The organism is Gordonia phosphorivorans, assembly GCF_042432625.1.
Taxonomy (GTDB): Bacteria; Actinomycetota; Actinomycetes; order Mycobacteriales; family Mycobacteriaceae; genus Gordonia; species Gordonia phosphorivorans.
Map to the genome: position 1 here is coordinate 207,480 of NZ_JBHLWV010000016.1, position 24,978 is coordinate 232,457.

A 24,978-nucleotide genomic window follows, 5' to 3' on the forward strand; every position below is an offset into this window, starting at 1 on the left:
CGGCCGCAGCGAACGGCGATCGGGGCGCCGCCACGCCGGGTACCGATGCCGAAGGGCCCGACAGCGGAACTGTCGGGCCCTTCGGGTCGTGTCATCGGGTGCGTGCGGATCAGCCCGCGTCACCCTCCGCGGCTTCGGTCAGCTCGGCGGGCACGTCGGGCACCTCGCGCGGACGCGGCGTGCCGGAGAAGACGAACTTGGCGCCGTCGCCCTCGCCCTCGCCGTCCCAGCCCTCGACGTCGATCAGAATGATCTGGCCGGCGCCGATCTCGTTGAAGAGGATCTTCTCCGAGAGCTGGTCCTCGATCTCGCGCTGAATGGTGCGACGCAGCGGCCGCGCACCCAGCACCGGATCGAAGCCCCGCTTGGCGAGCAGGCTCTTGGCCTTCTCGGTCAGCTCCAGGTCCATGTCCTTGGCCTTGAGCTGCTGCTCCACGCGGGCGATCATCAGGTCGACCATCGAGATGATCTCGTCCCTCGACAGCTGGTGGAAGACGATGACGTCGTCGATACGGTTCAGGAACTCCGGGCGGAAGTGCTTCTTCAGCTCGTCGTTGACCTTCTGCTTCATCCGCTCGTAGTTCGAGCCGCTGCCGTCGTCCTTGCTGAAGCCCATGCCCACGGCCTTGGAGATGTCGCGGGTTCCGAGGTTCGAGGTGAAGATCAGCACCGTGTTCTTGAAGTCCACCGTGCGACCCTGACCGTCGGTCAGGCGACCGTCTTCGAGCACCTGCAACAGGGTGTTGTAGATGTCCGAGTGGGCCTTCTCGATCTCGTCGAACAGGACCACCGAGAACGGCTTGCGCCGCACCTTCTCGGTGAGCTGGCCGCCCTCGTCGTAGCCGACGTACCCGGGAGGGGCACCGAACAGCCGCGTCGCGGTGAAGCGGTCGTGGAACTCGCCCATGTCGATCTGGATGAGCGCGTCGTCCTCGCCGAACAGGAAGTTCGCCAGCGCCTTGGACAGCTCGGTCTTACCGACGCCGGACGGGCCGGCGAAGATGAACGAGCCCGACGGACGCTTGGGGTCCTTCAGACCGGCACGCGTACGACGGATCGCCCGCGAGACCGCCTTGACGGCGTCCTCCTGGCCGATGATCCGCTTGTGCAGCTCGTCCTCCATGCGCAGCAGACGCGTGGTCTCCTCCTCGGTGAGCTTGAAGACCGGGATACCGGTCCAGTTGCCCAGCACCTCGGCGATCTCTTCGTCGTCGACCTCGGCCACGACGTCCAGGTCGCCCGCACGCCACTGCTTCTCCCGCTCGGCGCGCTCGGAGATCAGCTGCTTCTCCTTGTCCCGGAGGCTGGCGGCCTTCTCGAAGTCCTGCGCGTCGATCGCCGACTCCTTCTCCTTGCGCGCGTCGGCGATGCGATCGTCGAACTCGCGCAGGTCTGGCGGAGCGGTCATCCGGCGGATGCGCATGCGCGCGCCCGCCTCGTCGATCAGGTCGATCGCCTTGTCCGGCAGGAAGCGGTCGTTGATGTACCGGTCGGCCAGGGTCGCCGCCGCGGCCAGCGCCGAGTCGGTGATCGAGACCTTGTGGTGCTGCTCGTAGCGATCGCGCAGACCCTTGAGGATCTCGATGGTGTGCTCCACCGACGGCTCGCCCACCTGCACCGGCTGGAAGCGACGCTCCAGCGCGGCATCCTTCTCGATGTACTTGCGGTACTCGTCGAGCGTGGTGGCGCCGATGGTCTGCAGCTCACCGCGCGCCAGCTTCGGCTTCAGGATCGACGCGGCGTCGATCGCGCCTTCGGCGGCGCCGGCACCGACGAGCTGGTGCAGCTCGTCGATGAACAGGATGATGTCGCCGCGGGTGTTGATCTCCTTGAGCACCTTCTTCAGGCGCTCCTCGAAGTCGCCGCGGTAACGGCTACCGGCCACGAGCGAACCCAGGTCCAGGCTGTAGAGCTGCTTGTCCTTGAGCGTCTCGGGCACGTCGCCCGCGACGATCGCCTGTGCCAGGCCCTCGACGACGGCCGTCTTACCGACGCCCGGCTCGCCGATCAGCACCGGGTTGTTCTTGGTGCGGCGGGACAGCACCTGCATGACCCGCTCGATCTCCTTCTCGCGCCCGATCACCGGGTCGAGCTTGCCCTCGCCGGCCGCCGCGGTCAGGTTGCGACCGAACTGGTCCAGCACCAGTGAGGTCGACGGTGTGCCCGCGTCGGACGAACGCCCGCCGGTACCCGCGGCCTCGGGCTCCTTGCCCTGGTAGCCGGACAGTAGCTGAATCACCTGCTGGCGAACGCTGTTGAGGTCGGCGCCCAGCTTCACCAGGACCTGGGCGGCGACGCCCTCGCCCTCGCGAATGAGGCCGAGCAGGATGTGCTCGGTGCCGATGTAGTTGTGGCCCAGCTGCAGCGCCTCGCGCAGGCTCAGCTCGAGGACCTTCTTGGCCCGCGGGGTGAAGGGGATGTGCCCGGACGGCGCCTGCTGGCCCTGTCCGATGATCTCCTCCACCTGGCTGCGGACGGCCTCCAGCGAGATGCCCAGCGACTCGAGAGCCTTGGCCGCGACACCCTCACCCTCGTGGATCAAGCCCAGAAGGATGTGTTCGGTGCCGATGTAGTTGTGATTGAGCATCCGCGCTTCTTCTTGCGCCAGGACGACGACCCGGCGCGCGCGGTCGGTGAACCGTTCGAACATTGTTCTCCTTGTGTTGCTGGCCCCGGCAGCGAGCCATCTGCCTCCACTGTAGTGGTCGTCACCCCGACCGCGACGGCGAGATCACCGGCGACGACCGTAGCGACTCGCTTCGGTGGGTCTGTGGATGTCAACGTCGCATGCCCGGGCGATGTTCCCGACCGCGTACGCCCTGAGCGAACGACACTCAAGGTGGGCCCGGATGGGCCGTGCAAGACTGAACTCATGCCGCGTTCGGACTATTCCTCCCGCCGCCGTCGCCCCGGGATCGCCGCGCTCGGCGTGCTCGGTTCTCTCCTGCTGGTGGTGATCGCCGGCGTGGTCCTGTGGGGCCCCGCCGAGACGTCGTACCGCGGCGACGACGGCCTCCTGCGCGACTACTCCGCCGCGCCCGAGGTCGCCTGGAGCGTCGACGACCAGACGCTGCCGGACTACACCGGGTCCGGCCCGATCGCGGTGGCCGACCAGCGCGGCGACGACTGGTTGCTGTCGTACCCGTCCGGTTTGGGTCGCGCCTTCAGCCTCGTCGACGGCCGCACCGGCGAGCAACGCTGGTCCGCGCCGATGCGCGCCGGGCTCGGCGACTGCGCGCTCAGCAGCGACCGCCGCGTCGGCTGCGCGGTGAAGCTCGGCGACCGACCCGACGGCTTCTATCTGATCGACGACGACGGGACGCCCCGACCGGCCGGCCCGCTCGAGGACACCGTGCAGGTGACCGCCGTCGGCGCCGATTTCCTGCGCATCAACCAGTTCGGGCGGCAGGTCACCCTGCGCAGCCCGTCCGGGACCACGCGGTGGGAACGCACCTTCGCCGCCGCCGCGAAGGCCACCGTGAGCGGCGGACTCCTGGTGGTGACCACCGCCGACGGCCGCGGCTTCGTGCTCGATCCGGCCACCGGCGCCGATCAGCTCGCCTGCGAGCAGTGCGAGGTGCTCGTCTACGAGCAGGGCGTGCTGACCGTGAGCGGCGGCCCCGACGGGCGGCAGGTGCAGGTCTATCCGCGCACCGAGCGCGACGTGGCGTCCACCCCGGTGCGCACCGCACGCAGCATGACCGTCGTCGGCGGGGACTCGGTGCTGCCGGTGCTGGCCGGCACCGGCGTGTCCGCGATGATGGACGACTCCGGCCACTACGAGGTGATCGACCCGGCCACCGGCGCGGGCCTGTGGCAGATCGCCGACCCGGAACTGTCCAAGAGCAACACCCGACCGTGCGGCGACCTCGTCGCGTTCGCGCTCAAGGACCGCTCACGCCGCTTCTACGACCTGCGCGACGGCGCCGCCCTCGGGTCCATGCCGGCCCCGTCGATCACCGACCCCGACCACAACCTCGACGTGCTGCGCTGCGTGGGCTCGTCGGCCACGACGCTGCTGATGGCCAACCGCAGCACGCTGAGCGCGTACGACGCGGCGGCAGGCACCCTCGCATGGGACCTCGCCATCAACGGCACCGCCTCCGCCGTCGGCGGCTACGTGGTGCTCACCCAAGGCACCTCGCTCAGCGTCCTCCGCCCCGCCTGACCCCCGACCCACGCGGTCGACTCCGGTTCGCGCTGCCCACTCCGGCTCGCGCTGTCGGACTATTCCGGCCGCGCGGCCGGAGTTCGACCGCGGGAACTGAGTTCACCGCCGGAGCCAGCGCCCGATCATCGGCACCACGCGGTCGCGTTCCAGGTCGCGCCACGTCCACCGCACCACCATCAGCCCGCTCTCCCGGAGCTCGTCCTCGCGGACCTTCTCCCGGAACACGACGTCGGCGGGCGCCTCACCGGGCCGCAGGAACTCGCGCCCGTACTTGACGAACCCGTCGAACTCGCCGACCAGGCGACCCGCCCAGTCGAAGTCCACCCGTGGGCATTGCGTGCGGCACCGGTGCTCCACCTGCAGGCGCGGCGCGGGCAGTTCGGCGAGGATGAACTGAGCCCGGCTCCACGACTCCCCCACCGATTCCGACGCCCCGTCGGCGCAGGCGAGGGCACGACGGGCGACGGCGATGCCCGCGCGCCGACGCGCCTCGAGTTCGTCGGCGAGCTCCCGCGGAGTCGCGCCCGCGCGCAGCGCGCCGTCGAGCACCACCAGGGCCTGGGCGAAGTTCCCCGCGGCGGCGACGTCGACCGCGGTCCGCGCGAGCGAGGTGACCCGGACCCCGTCGATCACCGTCGACTCGCCCGCGAGACCCGCGTGAATGTGCCGTCGGCCGCGTTTGTGTCCGCCCCCGGCTCGTCCGCTGAGCAGGTGCACCGAATCCAGATCGGCCCGCAGGAGCGGCAGCCGGTGCAGGGCCGCCGCCGACTGATGCGACAGCACCGGCGGTTCGTCGCCCAGCCCGGCGGTGCCGAACGCCAGGCAGCGAAAGCGATAGCGGACGTCGCCGCGGCTCGGACCGGGCGGCAGGGCCGTCGACGGCAGGTATGCGCCGTAGCCGAGGTGCACCAGCCGGGCGGCCGCGGTCTCGGCGGCGAGGTGATCGTCGGTGTAGCCGTGCCGCAGCACGGCGGTGCGACGCAGGATGCCATACCGGTCCACGGGTACGTCCATGACCCTTAGACGCACCGGCCGCCGGGTCCGGTTCCCCCGCCGCGCCGCCCGCGCGGTTCCCGCTGTCGAATCCCGGCGGCGCGGCCGGAATAGTCCGACAGCGCGAACCGGGTCCGACAGCGCGAACGGCCTACGAGTGCCGGGTGAGGAAGGCCTGCAGGGCCGCCGAGTACATCGGCACGTCGGCGGCGGCCATCAGCTCGCGGGCGCTGTGCATCGCCAGCTGCGGGGCCCCGACGTCGACGGTCTTCAGGCCGGTGCGGGCCGCGGTGAGCGGCCCGATGGTGGAGCCGCACGGAAGATCGGCACGGTGCACGTACCGCTGCAGCGGGACTCCCGCGGCCCGACAGGCCAGCGCGAACTCGGCCTCGCCGGTGGCATCGGAGGCGTACCGCAGGTTCTGGTTCACCTTCAGGACCGGGCCGCCGCCGAGATCGATGCGGTGGCCGGGCTCGTGGCGGTCGGGGTAGTTCGGGTGGGTGGCGTGCGCCATGTCGCCGGAGACGTGGAAGCTCGCGGCCATCAACCGCAGGACGTCGTCACGGGTGCCGCCCAGGCCGCCGATCAGCCGCTCGCAGACGGTCACCAGGAAGTCCGACGCCGCACCCCGTTCAGACCCCGACCCCACCTCCTCGTGGTCGAAGAGGGCGAGCATCGCGGTGCTCTCGGTGGGCACCTCGCCGCCCGGAGCGGCGTCGAGCAGCGCCCGCAGTCCGGCGTAACAGGTGCCCTGGTTGTCCAGGCGCGGCGCGCTCAGGAGGTCCCGATCGTCGCCGATGAGCCGGGACGGCGCCACGTCGTGGGTCATCAGTTCCCAGCCGAGGACGCTGCCCGGGGCCAGTCCGGCGCGCTCGCCGACCCACTCGATCAGCGGCTGCGCGGACCCGACACCGCGGATCGCGTCGACGTGTCGCTGCGGATCCAGGTGCACGCCCTTGCGGTCCTCGGACAGGTGAATGGCCAGCTGCGGCACCCGCAGGACCGGCTCATCGATGGCCACCAGCGCGTGCGCCACCCGGCCGTCGCGCTCGTAGGCCAGCCGCCCGGACAGCCCGAGATCGCGGTCCAGCCAGGAGTTCAGCCACGCGCCGCCGTACGGCTCCAGGGCCACCGTCGCCAGGCCCGCGCTCTCCCGGTCGGGATGCTGCTTGACCCGCAGGTTGGGGCTGTCGGTGTGACCGCCGACGATGCGCAGCGGCGCGAGGGCGCCGCCGTTCCAGGCGATGATCGAGCCGCCACGGATCACGTAGCGACGACCGGCCGCGGTGGCATCCCACGGCTCGGTCTCGAGCAGCTGCTCGTAACCGGCGGCGTCGAGCTCGGCCGCGACGCGCGCGACCACATGGAAGGGCGACGGCGACGCGTCGATGAAGGCGCCGAGCCCCTCGGCGCTCGCGGAGGTGGCGATCATCTTCTGCGGACTCAGACGCTCGCGAGCACCGAGTCGATGGCCGAGTAGAACAGGCCGAGGCCGTCGTCGCTCGGGCCGGTCAGGGCCTCGATGGCGTGCTCGGGGTGCGGCATGAGGCCCACCACGCGCCCGTTCTCGCTCGCGATGCCGGCGATGTCGAGCTGGCTGCCGTTGGGATTGTCGCCCGCGTAGGTGAAGACGATGCGGCCCTCACCCTGCAGCTCGGCGAGCGTGCGCTCGTCGGCCTGGTAGCGACCCTCGCCCGACTTGAGCGGGATCAGGATCTCCGCACCGGCGTCGTAACGGGTGGTCCACGCCGACGAGTTGTTCTCCACGCGCAGCCACTGGTCGCGGCAGATGAAGTGCAGGCCCTCGTTCCGGGTCAGCGCGCCGGGCAGCAGACCGGCCTCGCACAGGATCTGGAAGCCGTTGCAGATGCCCAGGACCGGCATGCCGCCGCGGGCGGCCTCGACGACCGATTCCATGACCGGCGCGAAGCTGGCGATGGCCCCGCAGCGCAGGTAGTCGCCGTAGGAGAAGCCGCCGGGCACCACCACGGCGTCGACGCCCTTCAGGTCGGCGTCGCCGTGCCACAGGCTGACCGCTTCGGCGCCCGCCACTCGCACGGCACGGGCCGCGTCGACGTCGTCGAGCGTGCCCGGAAAGGTGATGACTCCGATACGTGCGCTCATCGTCGTCACTCCGCGATACGGGTGACGGCGAAGTTCTCGATCACCGTGTTGGTGAGCACTTCTTCGGCGATGCGTTCCAGCGTGGCGTCGTCGACCGAGTCGTCGACCTCCAGCTCGAAACGCTTCCCCTGCCGGACGTCGGCGACGCCGGAGAATCCGAGGCGCCCGAGGGCACCGACGATCGCCTGTCCCTGCGGGTCCAGGATCTCGGCCTTGGGCATCACATCGACCACTACACGCGCCATCTGGGCACCGCTCCTCACAGCTCGTACGACGACGTTCACTGTACCGGCATGGACCGGCCGACGACTAAAGCGCCGCTTCGACCGCCGCGATCACCTCGGGCGCATCGGGTTCGGTGCGCGGACGGAAGCGGCCCAGGACCTGCCCGTCGGCACCGACGAGGAACTTCTCGAAGTTCCACTGGATGTCGCCGGCCTCGCCGTCGGCGTCGGCCGCGCGGGTGAGTTCGGCGTACAGCGGGTGCCGGTCGTCACCGTTCACATCGGCCTTGGCCAGCAGCGGGAAGGTGACCCCGTAGGTCACCGAGCAGAAGGTGGCGATCTCGTCGGCGGTGCCGGGCTCCTGCCCCATGAACTGATTGCACGGCATGCCGACCACGGTGAGACCGCGGTCGCCGTAGGTGCGCGCCAGTTCCTCGAGCTTGGCGTACTGCGGGGTGAGGCCGCACTTGGAGGCGACGTTGACGATCAGCAACGGGCCCGGGAAGTTGGCCAGCGCGAGCGCCGAGCCGTCCAGGGCGGTGACCGGAATGTCCTTGATGCCGTGCGTGTTCTGCGTCATGGTGCACAAGCCTAGCCGTGCAGTGAGCAAGCTCACCATTGGTTGTGTTGCAGCAATAGTTGCGCCTGCGTAACCATATCCGGGTGTCTGCACCCGCCACCTCCGCCGTCGAAGCGACCGCCACCGCCGTGGCGGACTTCATCGACCGACTGCTGAGCGCTGCGCAACTGACCGCCGTCGAGGCCGTCGCCGCCACCGAACTCACCGTGTCCCAGCTGCGCATGCTGTTCGTCCTGGCCCGCGGCAAGGCCTGCCCGGTCCACGAGGTGGCCGACGAGGTGGGCCTGTCGCTCCCGGCGGCCGGCCGCGCCGCCGATCGCCTGGTGGCCCTCGGCTTCGTGGACCGCCGCGAGGACGCCCAGGACCGCCGCGTGAAGCGCCTGTCCCTCACCGGCTCCGGTCACGACCTGCTGACCGAGCAGTTCCGAGTGCACAGCCATTCCGTGCGGGCACCGCTGCAGGCGATCCCCGACGATGTCCGCGACCGGCTGCACCAGGCCGTGGCCGCGGCCGCCGCCTACCTGCCGCCGCCGCTGGTCCACCACGCCTGACCCGCTTTCCCCCGCTTCACCCCCTTCGACGTTAAGGAATCCCCATGTCCCAGGCCTCCCCGGCCGTCGCGCCCGACAAGTTGGGTCGCGATGTCTTCATCGTGGCCGGTGTCGTGGTTCTCGGCGCCATCATGTCCATTCTGGACGTCACCGTCGTGGCGGTGGCGCAGCTGCCGTTCATGCAAGACTTCAACGTGGACAATCCGGCCACCGTCGCCTGGACGATGACCGGCTACACGTTGGCGCTGGCCGCGGTGATTCCCACCGCGGGCTGGGCCGCCTCCCGGTTCGGCACGCGCAACGTCTACATCGCCTCGCTGGTGCTGTTCCTGCTCGGCTCGCTGCTGTGCGCGCTGTCGACCAACATCGGCATGCTGGTGGCCTTCCGCATGATTCAGGGTCTCGGCGGCGGTCTGCTCATGCCGATCGGCATGATGATCATGACCCGCGCGGCCGGACCCGACCGGGTCGGTTCGGTGATGGCCATCCTCGGTATCCCGATGCTGCTGGGCCCGATCGCCGGCCCGATCCTGGGCGGCTGGCTGATCGACGTCGCCTCCTGGCACTGGATCTTCCTGATCAACATCCCGCTGGGCCTGATCGCCCTGGTCTACGCGTGGATGGTGCTGCCCACCAACGACAAGGCCCCGGGCCGCAAGCTCGACATCATCGGCCTGCTGCTGCTCTCGCCGGGTCTGGCACTGTTCCTGTTCGGCGTCTCCTCGTCGGCCGAGGAGGGCACGTTCAACGCCCCGCGCGTCTATGTCTCGATGATCGTCGGCGGCCTGCTGATCCTGGCCTTCGTGTTCTGGGCCCTGCGCGCCAAGTACCCGCTGCTGGACCTGCGCCTGTTCCGCAACCGCACGCTCACCGTCTCGGTGATCACCATGGCCTTCTTCGCCGTCGCCTTCTTCGGCTCGGGCCTGCTGTACCCGCAGTACTTCCAGATGGTCGGCGAGAAGAGCCCGATGATGGCCGGCCTGCTGCTGGCACCGCAGGGTCTCGGCGCCATGCTGACCATGCCGATCGCGGGCAAGTTGACCGACAAGATGGGCCCGGGCAAGTTCGTCCTCGGCGGCCTCGTGCTCATCCTCATCGGCGTTTCCATGTTCATCGCGGTGGGGCCGGAGCCCTCCTACGTGTACCTGTGCGGCGCCCTGTTCATTCAGGGCCTGGGTATGGGCATGACCATGATGCCGATCATGTCCGCCGCCCTGGCTTCGCTGCGTGGCGATGACGTGAGCGACGGGTCGACCATGCTCAACGCCCTGCAGCAGACCGCCGCCTCGATCGGCACCGCTGTGATCACGGTGATCTTCACCGGCCTGCTGCTGGCCGACACCCGCGGCATCCTGATGTCGATCGGCCTGCCCGGCGTCGACATTCCGGCCCCGGTGGTCGAGGCCGCCAAGGTCGACGCGGCCAACGGCTTCAGCACCACCTTCCTGGTGGCTTCCGTCCTGGTGGCGTGCTGCTTCATCCCGGCCTTCTTCCTGCCGCGCCGCAAGATCACCCAGGTGGTGGCCGAGGACGTGCAGATCGATAGTGCGGACCAGCCGGTGGTGCTTCCGCACTGATCCCGGCCGCGGCCGACCGCCCTCAGACGGGTCGGACCCGCGACAGAAATGCCTCGACGGCGCCCCGGAACACTTCCGGGGCGTCGTCGTGGATCAGGTGCCCCGCACCCGGCACCGACAGGTAGGCGGCGTGCGGATTCCGCTGGGCCATCTGCCGCATCTGACCCGCCGGGGTGACCGAGTATTCGGCCTCGATCAGCAGCGACGGTGCACTGACCGATTCCCACTGGGTCCAGAAGTCGCGGCCGCCCCATTCCTCGGCGATGGCGGCCCACACCGGGATGGACCCGTGCAGGCGCCCGTCGTCGAACGCCTCGTAGAAGTACCGGCCGGCCACCGGACCGAAATGCGCCACCGCCTCGTCCAGATCGCCGAACCGCTCGGGCCAGCTCTCGAACCACGGCGCCCAGGTGCCGGTGGTCTGCCCGCGGAAGTCCGGGGCCATGTCCTCCACGACGAGTGCACCGACCAGCTCCGGATAGGCCGCCGCCGTGCACCAGGCGTGCAGTCCGCCCATCGAATGACCGATCAGCGCCACCGGGCCGCGATCGATCCAGGTGAGAGCCTCGGCGATGTCGGCGACGAAGCGTTCGGTGGAGAGGTCGACGGCCGTCGGCGCACCCACCAGGTCCGCGCCGCGGTGAAAGGCGGCGTCGTAGGTGTACACCCGCCCGTAGCGGCGCAGCCACGGGATCTGGCGCTGCCAGGTGCGCCCCCGGCCCATCAGCCCGTGCAGCAGCACGATGGTCCCGAATCCACGCTCGGCGCAGCCGCCCTCATCGCCGCCATGATCGAGCAGGCCGCCGAGCACGCGCGCTTTCGGAGTCGATTCCACGGGATCACACTGTATCGGCCCCGCCGCGCCGAGGCCGGACACTTGCGCGCGCGTACGCTGCAGGCATGGCCATTGTGAAGATCAACGCGATCAACGTCCCCGCCGAACACGGCGCCGAGCTGGAGAAGCGCTTCGCCGGTCGCGCCGGCGTCGTCGAACAGGCACCCGGTTTCCTCGGCTTCCAGTTGCTCCGCCCGGTCAAGGGCGACGACCGCTATTTCGTGGTGACCCAGTGGGCCGACGAGGAGAGCTTCCAGGCGTGGGCCAACGGCGATGCGCGGGCCGCGCACTCCGGTGACCGCAAGCCCGTCGCCACCGGTGCGGACCTGCTGGAGTTCGAGGTCGTGCTGGATGTGAGCCCCCAGTCCTGATTCGGGACGGTCAAGTACTGACCAGGCACTAGAACGTGTTCTAGTATCGGGAAAGACATCCCCGATACCAGGAGCACGCATGTCCGTCATCACTCCCATCAAGACCGATCAGCTGTATATCGGCGGTCGCTGGGTGGCGCCGCATTCCATCGAGCGCCTCGAAGTCTTCTCCCCCGCCACCGGTGAACTGATCGGCAGCGTCCCCAGTGCCGACGCCACCGATGTGGACACCGCGGTGCGCGCGGCGCGCGCCGCCTTCGACAGCGGCGTCTGGCGCAACACCCCGCCTGCCGAGCGTGCCGCAGTGATCCGACGTGCCGCCGACCTCATCAACGAGCGTTCCGCGCAGATCTGCGGTCTGATCTCGGCCGAGATGGGCGCCACCCCGGGCGATGTCGCCACCCTGCAGCAGCTGGCCGGCACCGGTGTGCTCGCCGGGTACGCCGACGCCGCCGAGGCGTACGAGTGGGAAGAGAAGCGCACCGGCTTGTTCGGCGAAACGCTCGTGGTGCGCGAGGGCGTCGGCGTCGTCGGCGCCATCATCGCCTGGAACGTGCCGCTGTTCCTGCTGTGCAACAAGTTCGGCCCGGCCCTGGCCGCGGGCTGCTCCGTGGTGCTCAAGCCCGCGCCGGAGACCCCGATCAACGCCAACCTGCTGGCCGAACTCTTCACCGAGGCCGGCGTGCCCGAGGGCGTCATCTCCGTGGTTCCCGGCGGTATCGCCACCGGCCAGGCCCTGGTCGAGCACCCCGAGGTCGACAAGATCACCTTCACCGGCTCCACCGCGGCCGGTCGCGCGATCGCCGCGCGCTGCGGCGAGAACCTCAAGCGCTGCTCGCTGGAGCTGGGCGGCAAGTCGGCGGCGATCGTCCTCGAGGACGTCGACATCGCCGCCGCCGCCCCGATGCTGGTGTTCTCCGGAATCCTGAACTCCGGCCAGGCCTGCGTCGCCCAGACCCGCGTGCTGGTCCCGCGGTCGCGCCACGACGAGATCGTCGCCGCCATGGTCGACGTCGCCGCCACCTTCACCCCGGGCCTGCCCGAGGATCCGGAGACCAAGATCGGTCCCCTGATCAACGACCGCCAGCACCAGAAGGTCACCGACTACATCGCCCAGGGCAAGGCCGACGGCGCCACCGCCGTCCTCGAGGTGGCCGGTCCGGCCATCGGCACCGAGAACTGGGTGGGCCCGACCATCTTCACCGGTGTCACCAACGACATGGCGATCGCGCGCGAGGAGATCTTCGGCCCGGTCATCAGCGTCATCGCCTACGACAACGTCGACGAGGCCATCGACATCGCCAACGACTCCGATTACGGCCTGGCCGGCTCGGTCTGGAGCGCCGACGTGCCGGCCGCGATCGAGATCGCCAAGCAGGTGCGCACCGGCACCATGGGCATCAACTGGTACGCCATCGACCCGTCGTCGCCGTTCGGTGGCTACAAGGCCTCGGGCATCGGTCGCGAGAACGGTCGCGAGGGCCTGGAGTCGTACCTGGAGCACAAGTCCATCCTGATGCCGATGGGCTACTCGTCCTGACCCGGACCCACCGACGCCGACAGGGGTCGAAGGCACACTGTGCCTTCGACCCCTGTCTCGTCTTACGGGTCGGTTTCCCCGTCGCCGCGCGCTAGCCCGTCGGGAGCGGAGCGGGGGTGCTCGTGGGCGCCTGCTCGCTGGAGGTCGACGGCGCGGGCACCGGAATCAGCCCCTCGCTGGGCGGCGGCGTACCGTCGCGTTCGGCCACCACGTCCTTGAGCGTCTGATCGTCGATCAGCTGGCTGTCGTTGATCAGCCAGGTCCCGTTGCGGCGCTCCATGGTGTACAGGATCCGGCTCGGATTGGACTGGATCTCCGCCGACGTCGCGCTCGAGGCCGACTGGTTGATGAACAGCAGCACCGTCGCCGTGTCCGCGGTGTTGGTCACCACGCCGGACCCCTGGTCGGTGACCTTGGCGACCGACTTCTGCTCCTTGACCAGTTCGGCGATCCGTTCACCGATCACGTTGCGCTCGTACTCTTCCTTCGCCTTACCGGTCATGTGCGCCATCATGAAGTTGATGTTGTCGGAGATGGTCTTCTCATCCCAGGCGAACATCTTCTGCACGTACAGCTGCGCCGCCTGCAGGGCGCTGTCGCGGGCTTTCTCCTGCGCGTTGGCCCGCGCGAACATGACGCCGAAGACCACCGCTGCGGCCACCGAGGCCACCACCAGCGCCGCGAACACGGCCGTTGCCACTCTGCGAACACTCACCAGACGAACTCCAGATCGGTTACCTTCACGTCGCCGTTGATGCGCGTCAGCCCCACCTTGTACCGGAAGGTCTGAAAGAGCGGCTCCTGCTTGCCGTCCTTGGTCCGCGATTCCCAGCCGACCACCATCAGGACCGTGCCCTCGTCCTCGGTCGCCTTGCTGACCGCGTCGGTGAGCACCGTGGTGGTGGTGACCGCGTCACCCTGACGGATCAGATCCGTGACCTGCTTCATGTTGTCCCGGAACACCTGCTGGGCACGCCCGCTGGTCTTCTCCATCGCCAGCTTGTACATGTTGTCGGCGTTCTCGGAGTCCAGCGTGGTCATCTGCACCACCACCTGCCGCGCGAACGTCGCGTATTCGGCGCGCAATTCGCGGTCGCGGTCGATGCGCTGGTAGCCGATGGCGAAGAATATCGACAGCACCAGGCCGACGATCAGCACCACCACGCCGGACATCAGCGCGGCGAGCTTCGCGCCCGATCGCCCGCCCGCCGTGCGGGCCGGGGCCTTCTTGGCCGGCTTCTTCTTGGCCGCCGCAGCCGCTTCGCGGGCGGTTCGACGACGCTGGGTGGCCATGCGCTTGTCGCGGTAGCCGCCGGTCGTGCCTGCGGCCTCCTCGACCGGCACGGTGTCGTCGGTCGCGGCGTCGGCGTCGCGCCCGTCGTCGTCCGACTCGTCGGTCGCCGGGTCCGTCCGCTTCGCGGCCGACGCCTTGGGCTTGCGCCCCAGCGGGCTGCTCTTGCGCACCACCGGCGTGCGTGGACGCGCGGTGGTCGGCTGCTCGCCCGCCGCGTCGTCTACCTGTGCGGTCTCTACCTCTGCGGTGTCGTCCGTGCCGGGCTCGTCGTCCGGATTCAGGACTGCACCGTCTTCGTGATCAGCTCGTACCATTCGGTCTTCTTAGAACCTGCCTGCTCGCCCAGTCCGGCGTTGTAGATCTTGCCGTCCGGACCGATGAATTCCCCTGTCACAGGATCGTACGTGGTCGCATAGGTCGCGGGCGTCGGGTCATGGGCGGTCGGGCTGCCCGGAACCACGTGACCTGCGGGTTGCCTCGGCAATCCGGTACCCGGCAGACCATTCGGGAAGGCCACGTTGTCCTCCGGCGACTGCTTGAAGCCGGTGCGGCACTCGGCCGGCGTCGGCGCACGACGTCCCGGGTACTCCACGCACGGGAAGTTACGAGCACCGCGGACGGTGGACTGCGCGTCCTGCGGGAGTCGGCACAGCAGGCCCGGCGGCAGATCCTGCGGAGTCTGTTCGCTCGGGAAGCGCCACTGGTCACGCGGCACGAAGCCGACGGTGCAGGTGGGCGGATCCTGGAAGCCGAGCGTGAAGTTCACGTTCGGACCGTAGGCGCTCGAGCCGTTGTTGATGGCCGTGATGAGCGCCGCCAGCACGCGGGGGTAGAGCACCACCGTCTGCTGCAGATTCGGCAGATAGACGGCCATCGTGCGCGCGTCCACGCTCAAGTTCGACACGGCCGTCGGGAACGACTGGCTCATGTCGCCGAACAGCTTGCCCGCCGCGGTGGCCGTTCCCGGTCCCTTCTGCAGGATGCCGGTCACGTTGGCCTTGTGCGCCCGGATCTGGTCGGTGACCGTGGTCAAGTTGCTGGTCCAGGCCCGGATCTCGTCGGCGGTGCGATTCTGCGTCGCCAGGATCGGTCCGGCTTCGTCGATGAGCGACGTGAACTCGTCGATGTTCTCGTCCGCCGAGTCGGCGAGCAGGATCATCGAGTCCAGCAGCCGCTGCAGCGACTCACCGGTGCCGTTGAAGGCCAGGAAGGCCTCGTCCATCACCGCGCGCAGCTTCGTGTCGTTGACCGTGTTCAGGAGCGCGTCGGCCTGATCGAGCATGGAAGAGATCTCCACCGGCATGTCTTCGACCTCGACGGTCGAACCGTTGTGCAGGTACTCCCCGTCGGTGTTCTGGGGCGGACGGAAGTCGACGAACTGCTCGCCCACCGCCGACATACTGCGAACCACGGCCTCGGAATCGGCCGGAATGTCGGTGCCCGAATTGATGGTCAGCTCGGCGCGCACACCGTCGGAGGTGAGCCACATACCGGTCACCTTGCCGACGTCGACGCCGCGGAAACTCACGTTCGCGTTCTGGTACAGCCCGCCGGAGGACGGCATCTGCAGGTTCACGCGGTAACTGCCGACGCCGAACATCTGCGGGATACGGATGTAGAAGACCGCCATCGCGACGATCGACACCACGGTGACCACCGCGAAGATGTACAGCTGAGCTCGGACGAAGCCGGTGATCTTCATCAGTTGCCTCCGCTCTTACTGGTAGTCGGGCTCTTCGAGCTCGGGGTCTTCGAGCTCGGGGTCTTGCTGGGCGTCTTCTTGCTCGGCTTCTTCTGGTCCATGCCGAACGGCGCCGTCAGCGGATTGGCCGACTGTCGGGCGCTGCCCGCCGAGGAGCCCAGCAGGCCCTCCGGGCCGGTCAGGCCCATCGAGACCATCATGGTCTTGTCCAGACGATCGAAGGTCAGGTCCAACACCAGGTCGGAGTTGACGTAATCGCCCTTCACCACGTCCTCGATGCTCTCCTGCAGGAACGGGAAGGTGAGCAGGATGCGCAGCGAGTTGGTCAGTGCCGGACCCGTGCTGGCGAGCTGATCGAGCAGCTCGCGCATGTTCGGCGTGATGACCTTCAGGTCGTCGCTGTTGGCCTCGAGGATCTCGTTGGCGGTCTTGGACAGGTTGCCCACCGACTCCAGCGAGGTCACCAGGTTCTTCCGCTGATCCACCAGCAGCTGCAGGATCTGCGGGCCGGACGCCAGTGCGCGCTGCACCGTCTGCTCCTGCGCATTGATCTGCGCGCTCAGCCGATCGAGACCTTCGGTGGCCTTGATGATGTTGTCGGCCTGCTTGTCCAGGTCGGTCACCAGCGTGGTCATCCGCGGAATCAGCCGGTCGAGGTCGTCGCCGCCGCCGGCGAAGGCCGCGCTGAGTTCGCTGACGATCTCACCGGCCTGCGACAGACCGCCGCCGTTGAGCACCACCGACAGCGAGCTGAGGACCTGCTCGGTGGTCGGATAGCGGCACGCCTGCACTTCCTGCGCGGAGTTGATGTCCGGCACGGCCTTCCCGGCCGGCGCCGCGATGTTGTTCTGCACCGGGCAGTTGGGCGCGTCCAGAGACTGACCCGGCTTCAGGTACTTGCCGTCGGTCTCCTCCGGCTGCAGGATCTCCAGGTGCGAGGAACCGAGCACACTGGTCATGCCGATCATCGCGAAGGAACCCTCGGGGATCTTCACGTCGCGGTTGAGGCGAATGGTGATCTTGGCCTGCCAGTCGGCGACCTGAATGTCGCCGACGCTGCCGATCGTCGCGTCCGCCATCTGCACGGGTGCGTTCTGGACCAGGCCCGCGGCCGACGGAATGCGCGCGGTGATCTCGTACGCGCCGTCGCCGGTGCCTTCCGCACCGATCGCCGACGCACTCGACACCAGGCTCCCGCTACCGCAGGCCGACAGCGGCGCGATCAACGCGAGCGCCGCCACGGCCGCCACCAGTTTCTGTCCGGTCTTCATCAGTTGCCCCCGAACGGCATGAGCAGCTTCAGCATCGGGTCGGCGGGGAACGGCTTCGCGTTATCGATGTCGCGGCCGCGGACGCCGGCCTGGGCGCGCTGCTTCACACTCTGATTCTGGTAGGTGATCTGGTCCTGCGTCGCGGTGCGGCCGATCAGCGGGTTGGCCATGAAGGGCGGGAAGTTCACCGCGAGGTCGCCGATGATCGGCGCCAGCAGATCCACGCACTTCTCGATGTCCGCGTCGGTGTCCATCGGGCGCTCGGTGGAGGCCATCGAACCGCAGATCAGGGTGATCAGGTTGTTGCCCATACCGAGGCCGAAGACGCCGTCGAGCGATCCGGTCAGCGGGTTGTAGATGTTGAAGAAGTTGGCGAGCTGATTCGGTGCCGAATGCAGCAGGCCGCGCAGGCCTTCGTCGTTGCGCTTGAGGGTGGCCGTGAACGGCACCATCTTGTCCATCACCGACGTCATGGCCGCGGTGTTGTTGTCGAGGAAGGTCTTCAGTTCGCCCATGGCCTCGTCGAGGTTGTCCATGGCGTCGCCGAGTTCCTGCTCGCTTTCCGCGAGGACGCTGCTCACCGACGCCATCCGGCCGTTGAACTGGACCAGCTGGTCCTGGTTCTGCGACAGCAGCTCGGTCAGCTTCTGCAGGTTCTTCACCGTGCCGAACAGGTCGTCCCGGTTCTCCGTGATCGTGCCGGCCACCGTGGACATCTCCTGGAGGGCGGTGGCCATGGCCTGCCCGTTGCCGTCGAGGTTGTCGGCGGCCACGTCGATCAGCTTGGCGGCGGTACCCGGGTCCACCGGGCCGTCCTTGCCGTCCTGCTGCGGACCGAGTGCCTGGCTGAGCTCGTCGAGCTGGGCCTTGACGTCGTCCCATTCCATCGGGACGGCGGTGTGTTCCATCGGAATGTCGAAGTCGCCGGTGCCCATGTCCGGCCCCGAGACGTAGCCCGGGGTGAGCTGGACGAAGCGGCCGGAGACCAGCGACTGGGCGACGACCACGGCGCGCACGTCCTTGGGCAGCGGCACGTCGTTGTCCACGCGCATCTCGACGCGGACCTGGCGGTTCTGCGGCTCGATACTTGTGATCGAGCCGACGCGCACGCCCACCACCTTCACCGCGTCGCCGGTGTAGACACCGGTGACCGACGGGAAGTAGGCGGTGATGGTGCGCGTGGTGGCCTTCTGCACGCCGAACCACACGAGACCGGCGATGAGAGCCACGACCACCACGGCGGCGATGCCGGCGATGACGCGCTGGACAGTGGAGAGTCGCTGCAATCCTGCGGTGACTGCCATGTCAGCGACCTCCTGTCTGTGCGGTCGTCCGGGGGCCGGAAGACTTCGAAGTGGTCGTCTTGGGCGGGCCGTTGGGCTGCGGCGGTGCGTTCGACGGCGTCGGACGCCTGGGCAGGTCGGGCGATCCGCGGTCGGGTGCCTGACCCCAGTTGCCGGGCCAGCCCGGGAAGCCGGAGTACTTGGTGAAGTACTCGAAGGCCTCCGGGTACTTGCCTTCCAGCACACGCAGGAAGCTGCCCATGTAATCGCCCCAGGTCGGCAGACCCACGAGCGACGAGAAGTACGGACCCGAGCTCACGGCCTCGCCGAGGATGTTGGCGTAGGGACCCAGGTTGTCGATCGCGTCCGAGAAGTTATCGGCATTGTCGTTGAGGATGTCCAGAACCCGGCCGAACTTGTTCAGCACCGGGGTCAGCTGCGCCTCGTTGTCCTGCACGAAACCGGTCAACTCGGCAGCCAGTGCCTCGGCACCGCTGATCACCTGGCGGATCGCGTCGCGCCGCATCTGCAGTTCACCGAGCAGTGCGTTGGCGTCGAGCAGCATCGTCTGCAGCTGTTCGCTGCGCTTGCCGACGATGCCGCTGACCGAGCCGGCCCGATCGAGGAGTTCGTTGAGCGAGTTGTCGCGGTCGGCGATGGCCGCCGACAGCTTGCCGACGCCCTCGAGGGCGCCCTGCATCTCAGCGGGCGTCTCGGAGAACGCCGCCGTCATGGTCTGCAGCGCTTCGTTGAGCTGATCGGTGTCGGTGTCGTTCAGCGTGGAGACGGAGTCCTCCAGCGCATCGGTCAGCGAGTACGGCGCCACGGTCTGGTCGATGGGGATGGTGCTCCCCGGCTCCAGCCGCTTGTCTCCCAGTGGAGTGAGCGTCAGGTTGCGTCGACCCAGGACGGTCTCGGTCTTGATGGACCCGCGCGTCCGGTCGCCGATCACCACGGTGTCGTTGAGCAGGAAGGAGACCTTCGCGCGCATGCCTTCCGAGGTCTGCTTCAGGGCGATGTCGGTGATCGAACCGACCTTGACGCCGGCCACGGTCACGATGTCGCCGGAGTTCAGGCCGCCCGCGTCCTCGAACACCGCGTCGTAGGTGGTCACCTGGCTGAGGAACGGCAGCCGATCCATCTGCAGGGCGCTGATCACCAGCGCCGCGGTGAGCGCGACGCCGATGATGCCCATCGAGACGCGCGAGCGCGGGCCCTCGCGGCGGAGCCGCTTCGGTGCCGGTGCACCCATATCGCCGGGCACTTCGTCGTTCGTCCCGTCGTTGTTCACAGGTTGATCGGTCACGTCGCGCACCTCCCGCCTGCCTTGGTCTTGTCACCCATCGCATCGATGGCGGTGAAGAAGTACTGACTGTTCCCCGGTCCAGGCAGGAGCAGGCGGATGCGGCAGAAGTAGATCTGCAGCCAGGCCCCGTAGCTACCGAGATTGGACAGCGTCTTGAAGTTGCCGGGCAGTTCGCCCAGCATCTCGCGGATGTACGGTTCCGCCTTCAACGCTTCGTTGGAGGTCTCCCCGAGTCCGGCGAGGGCGCCCTTGATGTCCGGTCGCGTGGTCTGCAGCAGGTCGGCCATGCCGGTGGTGGCGTCCGCGGCGCGCGTGATGAACTGGCCGATCACGTCGCGGTCGCCGGACAGGCCGGAGATGAGCTGCTGGAGGCGGTCGACGCTCTGGTCCAGACCGGTGTAGTCGGCCTGCAACAGGCCGAGCGTCGTGTTCAGGTTGTCGATCACCGACCCGATGAGCGCATCGCGCTCGGCGAGGGTGTTGGTGAACGAGTCGGTCGCCGACAGCAGCTGCTGCAGCGCCGGGCCCTGTCCCTGGAAGACCGAGATCAGCGCCGTCGACAGTTCGTTGACCTGTTCGCCGCTCATGGTGCGGAACAGCGGCTTGAAGCCGCCGAGCAGGTTGTCCAGGTCGAGCGCGGGTTCGGTCTGCTCGATCGGGATCTGTGCGCCGGCCGACAGGTACTCGCCGGGCGCCCCGTTGCCGGGCTGCAGTTCCAGGTATCGATCGCCGGTGAGGTTCTGGTAGCGGACCAGGGCGCGCACCGACTTGGGCAGCCGGTAGTCGTCGTTCACGGTGAACTTGACCTCGGCGACGTTGTCGCGGTTGAGCGAGATCTTGTCGACCATGCCGACGTCGACGCCGGCGATCTGCACGTCACTGCCCGGCTTCATGGCGGAGGCGCTGGTGAAGATCGCGGTGTAGTTGTCCGAGCTGCCGGACTGGTAGCGGCTGAAGACGATCACCAGACCGGCCATCACCAGCACCATCACCACGACGAAGCTGAACAGCTTGACCACGGTGGCCCGGAAGGCCCGGGCCCGCTTGTCGACGAAGTCCGGAGTCCCCGAAGTCGATTTAGCCACGCTGCGGCCCCCCGAACAGCAGATTGAAGAGTCGGAACGGCTGCACCTTCGCGGTGGTCCGCGGCTGGTAGGGCTGCGGGGCGTTGTCGATCACGTAGAAGTCGACCTTTTCCTTCGAGGTCACGTCGCTCAGACCGGCCTCGCACGTGGGCGGTCCGTCGCCGCGCACCTCGGGCAGATCCTCCGGCCAGCGGTACGGATTCTGGCCCGGGATCAGACCGGCGTCGAGCAGCAGCATGCCGTTGCGCCCGCCGAGCAGCGGGGTGGCCAGGTCGGCGGCGCCCGACGACGCGGTGATGAAGCAGCGCAGTCCGGGGGCCTGTCGGCCGAGCAGCTGGGTCACCGGGTTCAGGTCGGTGAGCGTGGCCATCAGGTCCTTCTTGGACCGACCAAGCACGTCGTTGGCGGTGTCGGCCATGCCGGTCACGTTGATCAGCAGCGCGTCCAAGTTGGCGGTGTTCTCCACCAGGAGATCGCCGATCACGGTCGCGTTGTCGATGGTCCGCATCAGGTCGGGCATGGCGTCGGCGTACACGTTGGTCGCGGTCGCGGCCTGCGTGAGCAGACGATTCAGCTGCGGCAGGTGCTTGTTGGTCTCGCCCAGGACGTGGTTCAGCTCCTGCAGGGCCGTACCCAGTCGTTCACCGTTGCCCGACAGCGCGCCGGCGACGGCGCCCATGGTCACGTTGACCTTGTCCGGCTCCAGTTCGGCGAGCACGTTGACCAGCTGCTGGTACACGGTGTTCAGCTCGACCACCACGTGGTCGGCGGTGATGGTGTCGCCGCCGCGCAGCTGCCCTTCGGCACCCTCGTCGGGAATCACCAGGTTCACGTTCTTGGCGCCGAAGATGGTGTTCGACGAGATGTCGGCGCGCACATTGGCCGGCACGTACTTGAGGTCGCTGGTGGCCATGTCCAGTTCGAGGACGGCGCGGTCGCCGTCGTTGGTGACCGTCGCGACGCGACCCACCTCGACGCCCCGCAGCTTCACCTTGGCCGCCGGACTCATGACGAGACCGGCGCGCGGTGCGTACAGCGTGACCTTCTGGGTGTCGGCGAACCACCCGAGGAACTGCCCCGAGGCGGCGACGATGATGCCGATGAGCAGGCCGACCATGACGACGGCGGCGAGCTTCCGGACTCCGTGAGAACGACTGTTCAATGCGATCAGCCTGCCAGGTTGAAGTTGCCGTCGGCGCCGTAGATCGCCAGCGAGGTGAGCAGGGTGATGACCACGACCACGACCAGCGAGGCGCGCACCGCGTTACCGACCGCGACGCCCACGCCGACCGGGCCGCCGGAGGCGTTGAACCCGTAGTAGGTGTGGATCAACATCACGGCGATGGCCATGCAGATGGCCTGCACGAACGACCAGAGGATGTCCGACGGGATGAGGAAGGTGGAGAAGTAGTGGTCGTAGACGCCCGAAGACTGCCCGTAGAGGACCACGGTGGCGAACCGGCTCGCGAGGAACGACGCGAGGGCCGCCAGCGAGTACAGCGGAATGATCGCGAGCATGCCCGCGACGATCCGGGTGCTCACCAGGTAGGGAATGGAGGAGATCGCCATGACCTCGAGGGCGTCGATCTCCTCGCTGACGCGCATTGCGCCCAACTGTGCCGTCGCACCGGCGCCGATGGTCGCCGCTAAGGCGATTCCGGCGATCACGGGGACCGCGATGCGGACGTTGATGAACGCGGAGAAGAAGCCGGTGAGCGCCTCGACGCCGATGTCGGCGAGCGAGTTGAAGCCCTGCACGGCGATGGTGCCACCGGTGAACAGCGTCAGGAAGCCGACGACCACCACGGTGCCGCCGATCATGGCGAGCGCACCCGTACCCATCGAGATCTCCGCGATCAGGCGGAGGGTCTCCTTCTTATACAGACGCAGCGCTCGCGGGATCGACGCGATCGAATCCCAGTAGAAGAGGGCTTGATCGCCGATCTTGTTCCAGTCGTCGCCGGCGCGCTTGAGCGCGACGCGCGCAGTCAGAAACCTTGTAGTACCCGGTAACACCATGGTTCAGCCCATCGTCACTTTCAGACCGACCGCGGTCACCACGACATTGACCACGAACAGCGCCATGAAGGAGTAGACGACTGTCTCGTTCACCGCGTCGCCGACGCCCTTCGCGCCACCCTTGACGTTCAACCCGCGGTAGCAGGCCACGAGGCCTGCGAACAGACCGAAGAGTGCGGCCTTGACCATCGAGATGATGAGCTCGCCGAGCCCGGTCAGCAGGGTCAGGTTCGCGATGAACGCACCCGGGTTCACATCTTGCAGGTAGACCGAGAAGACGAAGCCGCCCGCGATACCGATGGTGCAGACCAGGCTGTTGAGCAGCAGGGCGACACCGGTCGAGGCGATCACGCGGGGCACCACCAGGCGGTGGATCGGGTTGATACCCAGCACGCGCATGGCGTCGATCTCTTCGCGAATGGTGCGGGCACCGAGGTCGGCGCAGATCGCCGTGGCGCCCGCGCCCGCCACGATCAGCACCGTTACGATCGGTCCGATCTGCGTGATGGTGCCGAGCGCGGCGCCGGCGCCGGACAGGTCCTGGGCACCGATCTCGCGAAGCAGGATGTTCAGCGTGAAGCTGACCAGCACCGTGAACGGGATCGCGACCAACAGGGTCGGCACCAGCGAAACGCGTGCGATAGCCCACGCCTGCTCGATGGTTTCGCGCGCCTGGAAGGGGCGACGAAAGAGCTCGCGGGCTGATTCGACGGAGAGGGCGACGAAGTCGCCCACGCCGCCCATTGGGACGGCAAGTCGATTCAGCAAGTCCCCTCCTTGGCATGCGTGCAGGTCAACCTACCACGCACGTTGATGCTGGCCGGTCCGGTCGATTGGTGTGAATTACATGAGATCTTGCGCGGAGAAAGTCTGCTTGTCAGCGCTTTCAAAGAACGATGCGAGCTCGCCGCCGAGGGCTGCCGGCTCCCACTGGTCGCCGTCGGCGGTGAATACCTCGCGCACCGTGGGTGCCGCCATCAACATCACCTTGGGACCATAAACGACGAATACCTGCCCGCTGACATCGGCGGCTTCCGGGCTGGCCAGGTAGCGCACCAGCGTCACCACATGCTCGGGCGAAAGCGGGTCGACCCGACCTTCCGGCGCGTCGCCGAAGACCTGTGCGGTCATCGCGGTGCGGGCGCGCGGGCAGATCGCGTTGGCGGTGACGCCGAAGCGTTCCAGCGCGCGCGAAGCGGTCAGGGTCAGCGCGGTGATGCCGGCCTTGGCTGCGCCGTAGTTGGCCTGGCCCGCGGGGCCGAGCAGCCCGGCTTCGGACGAGGTGTTGATCAGACGGCCGTAAACCGGCGCGCCGGTCTCCTTCGACAGGTTCCGCCAGTAGGCGGCGGCGTTCCGGTTCAGCAGGAAGTGGCCGCGCAGGTGAACGCGGATCACCGCGTCCCACTGCTCGTCGGTCATGTTGAACAGCATCGCGTCGCGGGTGATCCCGGCGTTGTTGACGACGATGTGCAGGCCGCCGAGCTGCTCGGTGGCGACTTTCAGGATCTCGTCGGCGGTCGACGCTTCGGCGATGTCGCCGGCCACCGGGACCGCGGTCCCGCCGGCTGCGGCGATCACATCGACCACGTCGCTGGCCTCCAGCGCGGAGGCCAGATCGTTGACGATCACGGTGGCTCCGTCGGCCGCGAGGCCGATGGCTTCGGCTCGGCCCAGTCCGGCACCAGCACCGGTGACGACGGCAACCCGTCCCGACAACGACTCAGTCATGTGGATCCTTTCAACGCTCCCTCAGAAGTAGAACATGTTCTAACACATTTCTCACCTCTGCCCCTACCGAACGGTAAGGAGAGCGTCGTCGATCAGTCCAGCGACAGCGCCGACCGCGGGCAGCTCGCGACCACCTGACGCATCTCCTCTTCGCGCTCGGCGGGCACCTCCTCCTGCAAAATCACCAGGTAGTCATTGTCGTCGAGCTCGAAGACGTCGGGCGCCATGCCGACGCAGACCGCATTGGACTCGCACAGGTCGAAATCGCACTTGACTCGCATTGGTTTCCTCTCCTCGCCCGCCAACCCGGTTGACGGATCCCGT

General features: G+C 68.1%; 24 protein-coding genes. 5 read left to right on the forward strand and 19 right to left on the reverse strand.

The window, feature by feature from the left end; all coding sequences use genetic code 11:
* Positions 1–109 precede the first annotated feature (109 nt).
* Positions 110–2,650, reverse strand: coding sequence for an ATP-dependent Clp protease ATP-binding subunit (locus tag ACFFJD_RS07080; protein ID WP_382362553.1), 2,541 nt, complete (start codon positions 2,648–2,650; stop codon positions 110–112).
* Positions 2,651–2,872: 222 nt separating this feature from the next.
* Here ACFFJD_RS07080 and ACFFJD_RS07085 point away from each other — a divergent pair, with 222 nt between their 5' ends.
* On the forward strand, positions 2,873–4,168 hold the full coding sequence (locus ACFFJD_RS07085) for an outer membrane protein assembly factor BamB family protein (protein ID WP_382362555.1): 1,296 nt from the start codon (positions 2,873–2,875) through the stop codon (positions 4,166–4,168).
* Positions 4,169–4,270: 102 nt separating this feature from the next.
* Here the strand turns inward: ACFFJD_RS07085 and ACFFJD_RS07090 are convergent, their stop codons facing one another.
* From ACFFJD_RS07090 to ACFFJD_RS07110, 5 genes are all read right to left on the reverse strand, one after another.
* Positions 4,271–5,185, reverse strand: a complete 915-nt coding sequence (locus ACFFJD_RS07090) for a hypothetical protein (RefSeq protein WP_382362557.1) — start codon at positions 5,183–5,185, stop codon at positions 4,271–4,273.
* 130 nt (positions 5,186–5,315) lie between these two features.
* Positions 5,316–6,596: a M18 family aminopeptidase gene (locus tag ACFFJD_RS07095; RefSeq protein WP_382362559.1), complete on the reverse strand. Its 1,281-nt coding sequence runs from the start codon at positions 6,594–6,596 to the stop codon at positions 5,316–5,318.
* An 11-nt stretch (positions 6,597–6,607) separates the two neighbouring features.
* Positions 6,608–7,288, reverse strand: a complete 681-nt coding sequence (purQ, locus tag ACFFJD_RS07100) for a phosphoribosylformylglycinamidine synthase subunit PurQ (protein ID WP_345312060.1) — start codon at positions 7,286–7,288, stop codon at positions 6,608–6,610.
* Positions 7,289–7,293: 5 nt separating this feature from the next.
* Positions 7,294–7,533, reverse strand: a complete 240-nt coding sequence (purS, locus tag ACFFJD_RS07105) for a phosphoribosylformylglycinamidine synthase subunit PurS (RefSeq protein ID WP_345312059.1) — start codon at positions 7,531–7,533, stop codon at positions 7,294–7,296.
* 64 nt (positions 7,534–7,597) lie between these two features.
* Positions 7,598–8,092 carry a glutathione peroxidase gene (locus ACFFJD_RS07110; RefSeq protein WP_382362562.1) on the reverse strand — a complete coding sequence of 165 codons (495 nt, stop codon included), beginning with the start codon at positions 8,090–8,092 and terminating at the stop codon, positions 7,598–7,600.
* An 83-nt stretch (positions 8,093–8,175) separates the two neighbouring features.
* Here ACFFJD_RS07110 and ACFFJD_RS07115 point away from each other — a divergent pair, with 83 nt between their 5' ends.
* Both ACFFJD_RS07115 and ACFFJD_RS07120 read left to right on the forward strand, forming a co-directional pair.
* A complete protein-coding gene (locus ACFFJD_RS07115) occupies positions 8,176–8,643 on the forward strand; it encodes a MarR family winged helix-turn-helix transcriptional regulator (RefSeq protein WP_246993867.1) in 468 nt (155 codons plus the stop codon).
* A 44-nt stretch (positions 8,644–8,687) separates the two neighbouring features.
* Entirely contained in the window at positions 8,688–10,220 is a 1,533-nt protein-coding gene (locus ACFFJD_RS07120) for a DHA2 family efflux MFS transporter permease subunit (RefSeq protein ID WP_382362563.1), read from the forward strand.
* A 22-nt stretch (positions 10,221–10,242) separates the two neighbouring features.
* Here the strand turns inward: ACFFJD_RS07120 and ACFFJD_RS07125 are convergent, their stop codons facing one another.
* On the reverse strand, positions 10,243–11,055 hold the full coding sequence (locus tag ACFFJD_RS07125; RefSeq protein WP_382362565.1) for an alpha/beta fold hydrolase: 813 nt from the start codon (positions 11,053–11,055) through the stop codon (positions 10,243–10,245).
* Positions 11,056–11,120: 65 nt separating this feature from the next.
* On the opposite strand from ACFFJD_RS07125, the gene ACFFJD_RS07130 reads away from it, so the two are divergent.
* Both ACFFJD_RS07130 and ACFFJD_RS07135 read left to right on the forward strand, forming a co-directional pair.
* Positions 11,121–11,426 (forward strand): antibiotic biosynthesis monooxygenase family protein, encoded by a 306-nt coding sequence (locus tag ACFFJD_RS07130; RefSeq protein WP_382362567.1) that lies wholly within the window; start codon positions 11,121–11,123, stop codon positions 11,424–11,426.
* 79 nt (positions 11,427–11,505) lie between these two features.
* Positions 11,506–12,966, forward strand: a complete 1,461-nt coding sequence (locus ACFFJD_RS07135) for an aldehyde dehydrogenase (protein WP_382362569.1) — start codon at positions 11,506–11,508, stop codon at positions 12,964–12,966.
* A gap of 91 nt (positions 12,967–13,057) precedes the next feature.
* Here ACFFJD_RS07135 and ACFFJD_RS07140 read toward each other — a convergent pair whose 3' ends face one another.
* The 12 genes from ACFFJD_RS07140 to ACFFJD_RS07195 form a co-directional block, all read right to left on the reverse strand.
* On the reverse strand, positions 13,058–13,666 hold the full coding sequence (locus ACFFJD_RS07140) for a hypothetical protein (protein ID WP_382362571.1): 609 nt from the start codon (positions 13,664–13,666) through the stop codon (positions 13,058–13,060).
* Between the two features lie 11 nt (positions 13,667–13,677).
* The gene (locus ACFFJD_RS07145; RefSeq protein WP_382362573.1) at positions 13,678–14,574 is read right to left on the reverse strand and encodes an Rv1363c family protein; all 897 of its coding nucleotides are present in this window, start codon (positions 14,572–14,574) and stop codon (positions 13,678–13,680) included.
* The gene (locus ACFFJD_RS07150; protein WP_382362575.1) at positions 14,538–15,962 is read right to left on the reverse strand and encodes an MCE family protein; all 1,425 of its coding nucleotides are present in this window, start codon (positions 15,960–15,962) and stop codon (positions 14,538–14,540) included. The genes ACFFJD_RS07145 and ACFFJD_RS07150 overlap by 37 nt, the downstream gene beginning before the upstream one ends.
* Complete coding sequence (locus tag ACFFJD_RS07155; RefSeq protein ID WP_382362577.1) at positions 15,962–17,233, reverse strand: MlaD family protein; 1,272 nt, start codon at positions 17,231–17,233, stop codon at positions 15,962–15,964. The genes ACFFJD_RS07150 and ACFFJD_RS07155 overlap by 1 nt, the downstream gene beginning before the upstream one ends.
* Positions 17,233–18,537 carry an MCE family protein gene (locus tag ACFFJD_RS07160; protein WP_382362579.1) on the reverse strand — a complete coding sequence of 435 codons (1,305 nt, stop codon included), beginning with the start codon at positions 18,535–18,537 and terminating at the stop codon, positions 17,233–17,235. The genes ACFFJD_RS07155 and ACFFJD_RS07160 overlap by 1 nt, the downstream gene beginning before the upstream one ends.
* Position 18,538: 1 nt before the next feature.
* A complete protein-coding gene (locus tag ACFFJD_RS07165; protein WP_382362581.1) occupies positions 18,539–19,822 on the reverse strand; it encodes an MCE family protein in 1,284 nt (427 codons plus the stop codon).
* Positions 19,819–20,907 (reverse strand): MCE family protein, encoded by a 1,089-nt coding sequence (locus tag ACFFJD_RS07170; protein ID WP_382362583.1) that lies wholly within the window; start codon positions 20,905–20,907, stop codon positions 19,819–19,821. The genes ACFFJD_RS07165 and ACFFJD_RS07170 overlap by 4 nt, the downstream gene beginning before the upstream one ends.
* Positions 20,900–22,078, reverse strand: coding sequence for an MCE family protein (locus tag ACFFJD_RS07175; RefSeq protein WP_382362969.1), 1,179 nt, complete (start codon positions 22,076–22,078; stop codon positions 20,900–20,902). Before ACFFJD_RS07175 ends, ACFFJD_RS07170 begins: the two co-directional genes overlap by 8 nt.
* The gene (locus ACFFJD_RS07180) at positions 22,075–22,926 is read right to left on the reverse strand and encodes an MlaE family ABC transporter permease (RefSeq protein WP_246993849.1); all 852 of its coding nucleotides are present in this window, start codon (positions 22,924–22,926) and stop codon (positions 22,075–22,077) included. The genes ACFFJD_RS07175 and ACFFJD_RS07180 overlap by 4 nt, the downstream gene beginning before the upstream one ends.
* Before the next feature lie 3 nt (positions 22,927–22,929).
* On the reverse strand, positions 22,930–23,694 hold the full coding sequence (locus ACFFJD_RS07185; protein WP_345312049.1) for an MlaE family ABC transporter permease: 765 nt from the start codon (positions 23,692–23,694) through the stop codon (positions 22,930–22,932).
* 75 nt (positions 23,695–23,769) lie between these two features.
* On the reverse strand, positions 23,770–24,654 hold the full coding sequence (locus tag ACFFJD_RS07190) for a 3-oxoacyl-ACP reductase (RefSeq protein WP_345312048.1): 885 nt from the start codon (positions 24,652–24,654) through the stop codon (positions 23,770–23,772).
* Positions 24,655–24,746: 92 nt separating this feature from the next.
* The gene (locus tag ACFFJD_RS07195) at positions 24,747–24,935 is read right to left on the reverse strand and encodes a ferredoxin (protein WP_345312047.1); all 189 of its coding nucleotides are present in this window, start codon (positions 24,933–24,935) and stop codon (positions 24,747–24,749) included.
* Positions 24,936–24,978 lie beyond the last annotated feature (43 nt).

What these genes read in the sequence shown, in the direction of transcription:
- ACFFJD_RS07080 (WP_382362553.1), bottom strand. Translation starts at nt 2,650, where the DNA reads ATGTTCGAACGGTTCACCGACCGCGCGCGCCGGGTCGTCGTCCTGGCG.
- ACFFJD_RS07085 (WP_382362555.1), top strand. Translation starts at nt 2,873, where the DNA reads ATGCCGCGTTCGGACTATTCCTCCCGCCGCCGTCGCCCCGGGATCGCC.
- ACFFJD_RS07090 (WP_382362557.1), bottom strand. Translation starts at nt 5,185, where the DNA reads ATGGACGTACCCGTGGACCGGTATGGCATCCTGCGTCGCACCGCCGTG.
- ACFFJD_RS07095 (WP_382362559.1), bottom strand. Translation starts at nt 6,596, where the DNA reads ATGATCGCCACCTCCGCGAGCGCCGAGGGGCTCGGCGCCTTCATCGAC.
- purQ (WP_345312060.1), bottom strand. Translation starts at nt 7,288, where the DNA reads ATGAGCGCACGTATCGGAGTCATCACCTTTCCGGGCACGCTCGACGAC.
- purS (WP_345312059.1), bottom strand. Translation starts at nt 7,533, where the DNA reads ATGGCGCGTGTAGTGGTCGATGTGATGCCCAAGGCCGAGATCCTGGAC.
- ACFFJD_RS07110 (WP_382362562.1), bottom strand. Translation starts at nt 8,092, where the DNA reads ATGACGCAGAACACGCACGGCATCAAGGACATTCCGGTCACCGCCCTG.
- ACFFJD_RS07120 (WP_382362563.1), top strand. Translation starts at nt 8,688, where the DNA reads ATGTCCCAGGCCTCCCCGGCCGTCGCGCCCGACAAGTTGGGTCGCGAT.
- ACFFJD_RS07130 (WP_382362567.1), top strand. Translation starts at nt 11,121, where the DNA reads ATGGCCATTGTGAAGATCAACGCGATCAACGTCCCCGCCGAACACGGC.
- ACFFJD_RS07135 (WP_382362569.1), top strand. Translation starts at nt 11,506, where the DNA reads ATGTCCGTCATCACTCCCATCAAGACCGATCAGCTGTATATCGGCGGT.
- ACFFJD_RS07145 (WP_382362573.1), bottom strand. Translation starts at nt 14,574, where the DNA reads ATGGTACGAGCTGATCACGAAGACGGTGCAGTCCTGAATCCGGACGAC.
- ACFFJD_RS07150 (WP_382362575.1), bottom strand. Translation starts at nt 15,962, where the DNA reads ATGAAGATCACCGGCTTCGTCCGAGCTCAGCTGTACATCTTCGCGGTG.
- ACFFJD_RS07155 (WP_382362577.1), bottom strand. Translation starts at nt 17,233, where the DNA reads ATGAAGACCGGACAGAAACTGGTGGCGGCCGTGGCGGCGCTCGCGTTG.
- ACFFJD_RS07160 (WP_382362579.1), bottom strand. Translation starts at nt 18,537, where the DNA reads ATGGCAGTCACCGCAGGATTGCAGCGACTCTCCACTGTCCAGCGCGTC.
- ACFFJD_RS07180 (WP_246993849.1), bottom strand. Translation starts at nt 22,926, where the DNA reads ATGGTGTTACCGGGTACTACAAGGTTTCTGACTGCGCGCGTCGCGCTC.
- ACFFJD_RS07190 (WP_345312048.1), bottom strand. Translation starts at nt 24,654, where the DNA reads ATGACTGAGTCGTTGTCGGGACGGGTTGCCGTCGTCACCGGTGCTGGT.
- ACFFJD_RS07195 (WP_345312047.1), bottom strand. Translation starts at nt 24,935, where the DNA reads ATGCGAGTCAAGTGCGATTTCGACCTGTGCGAGTCCAATGCGGTCTGC.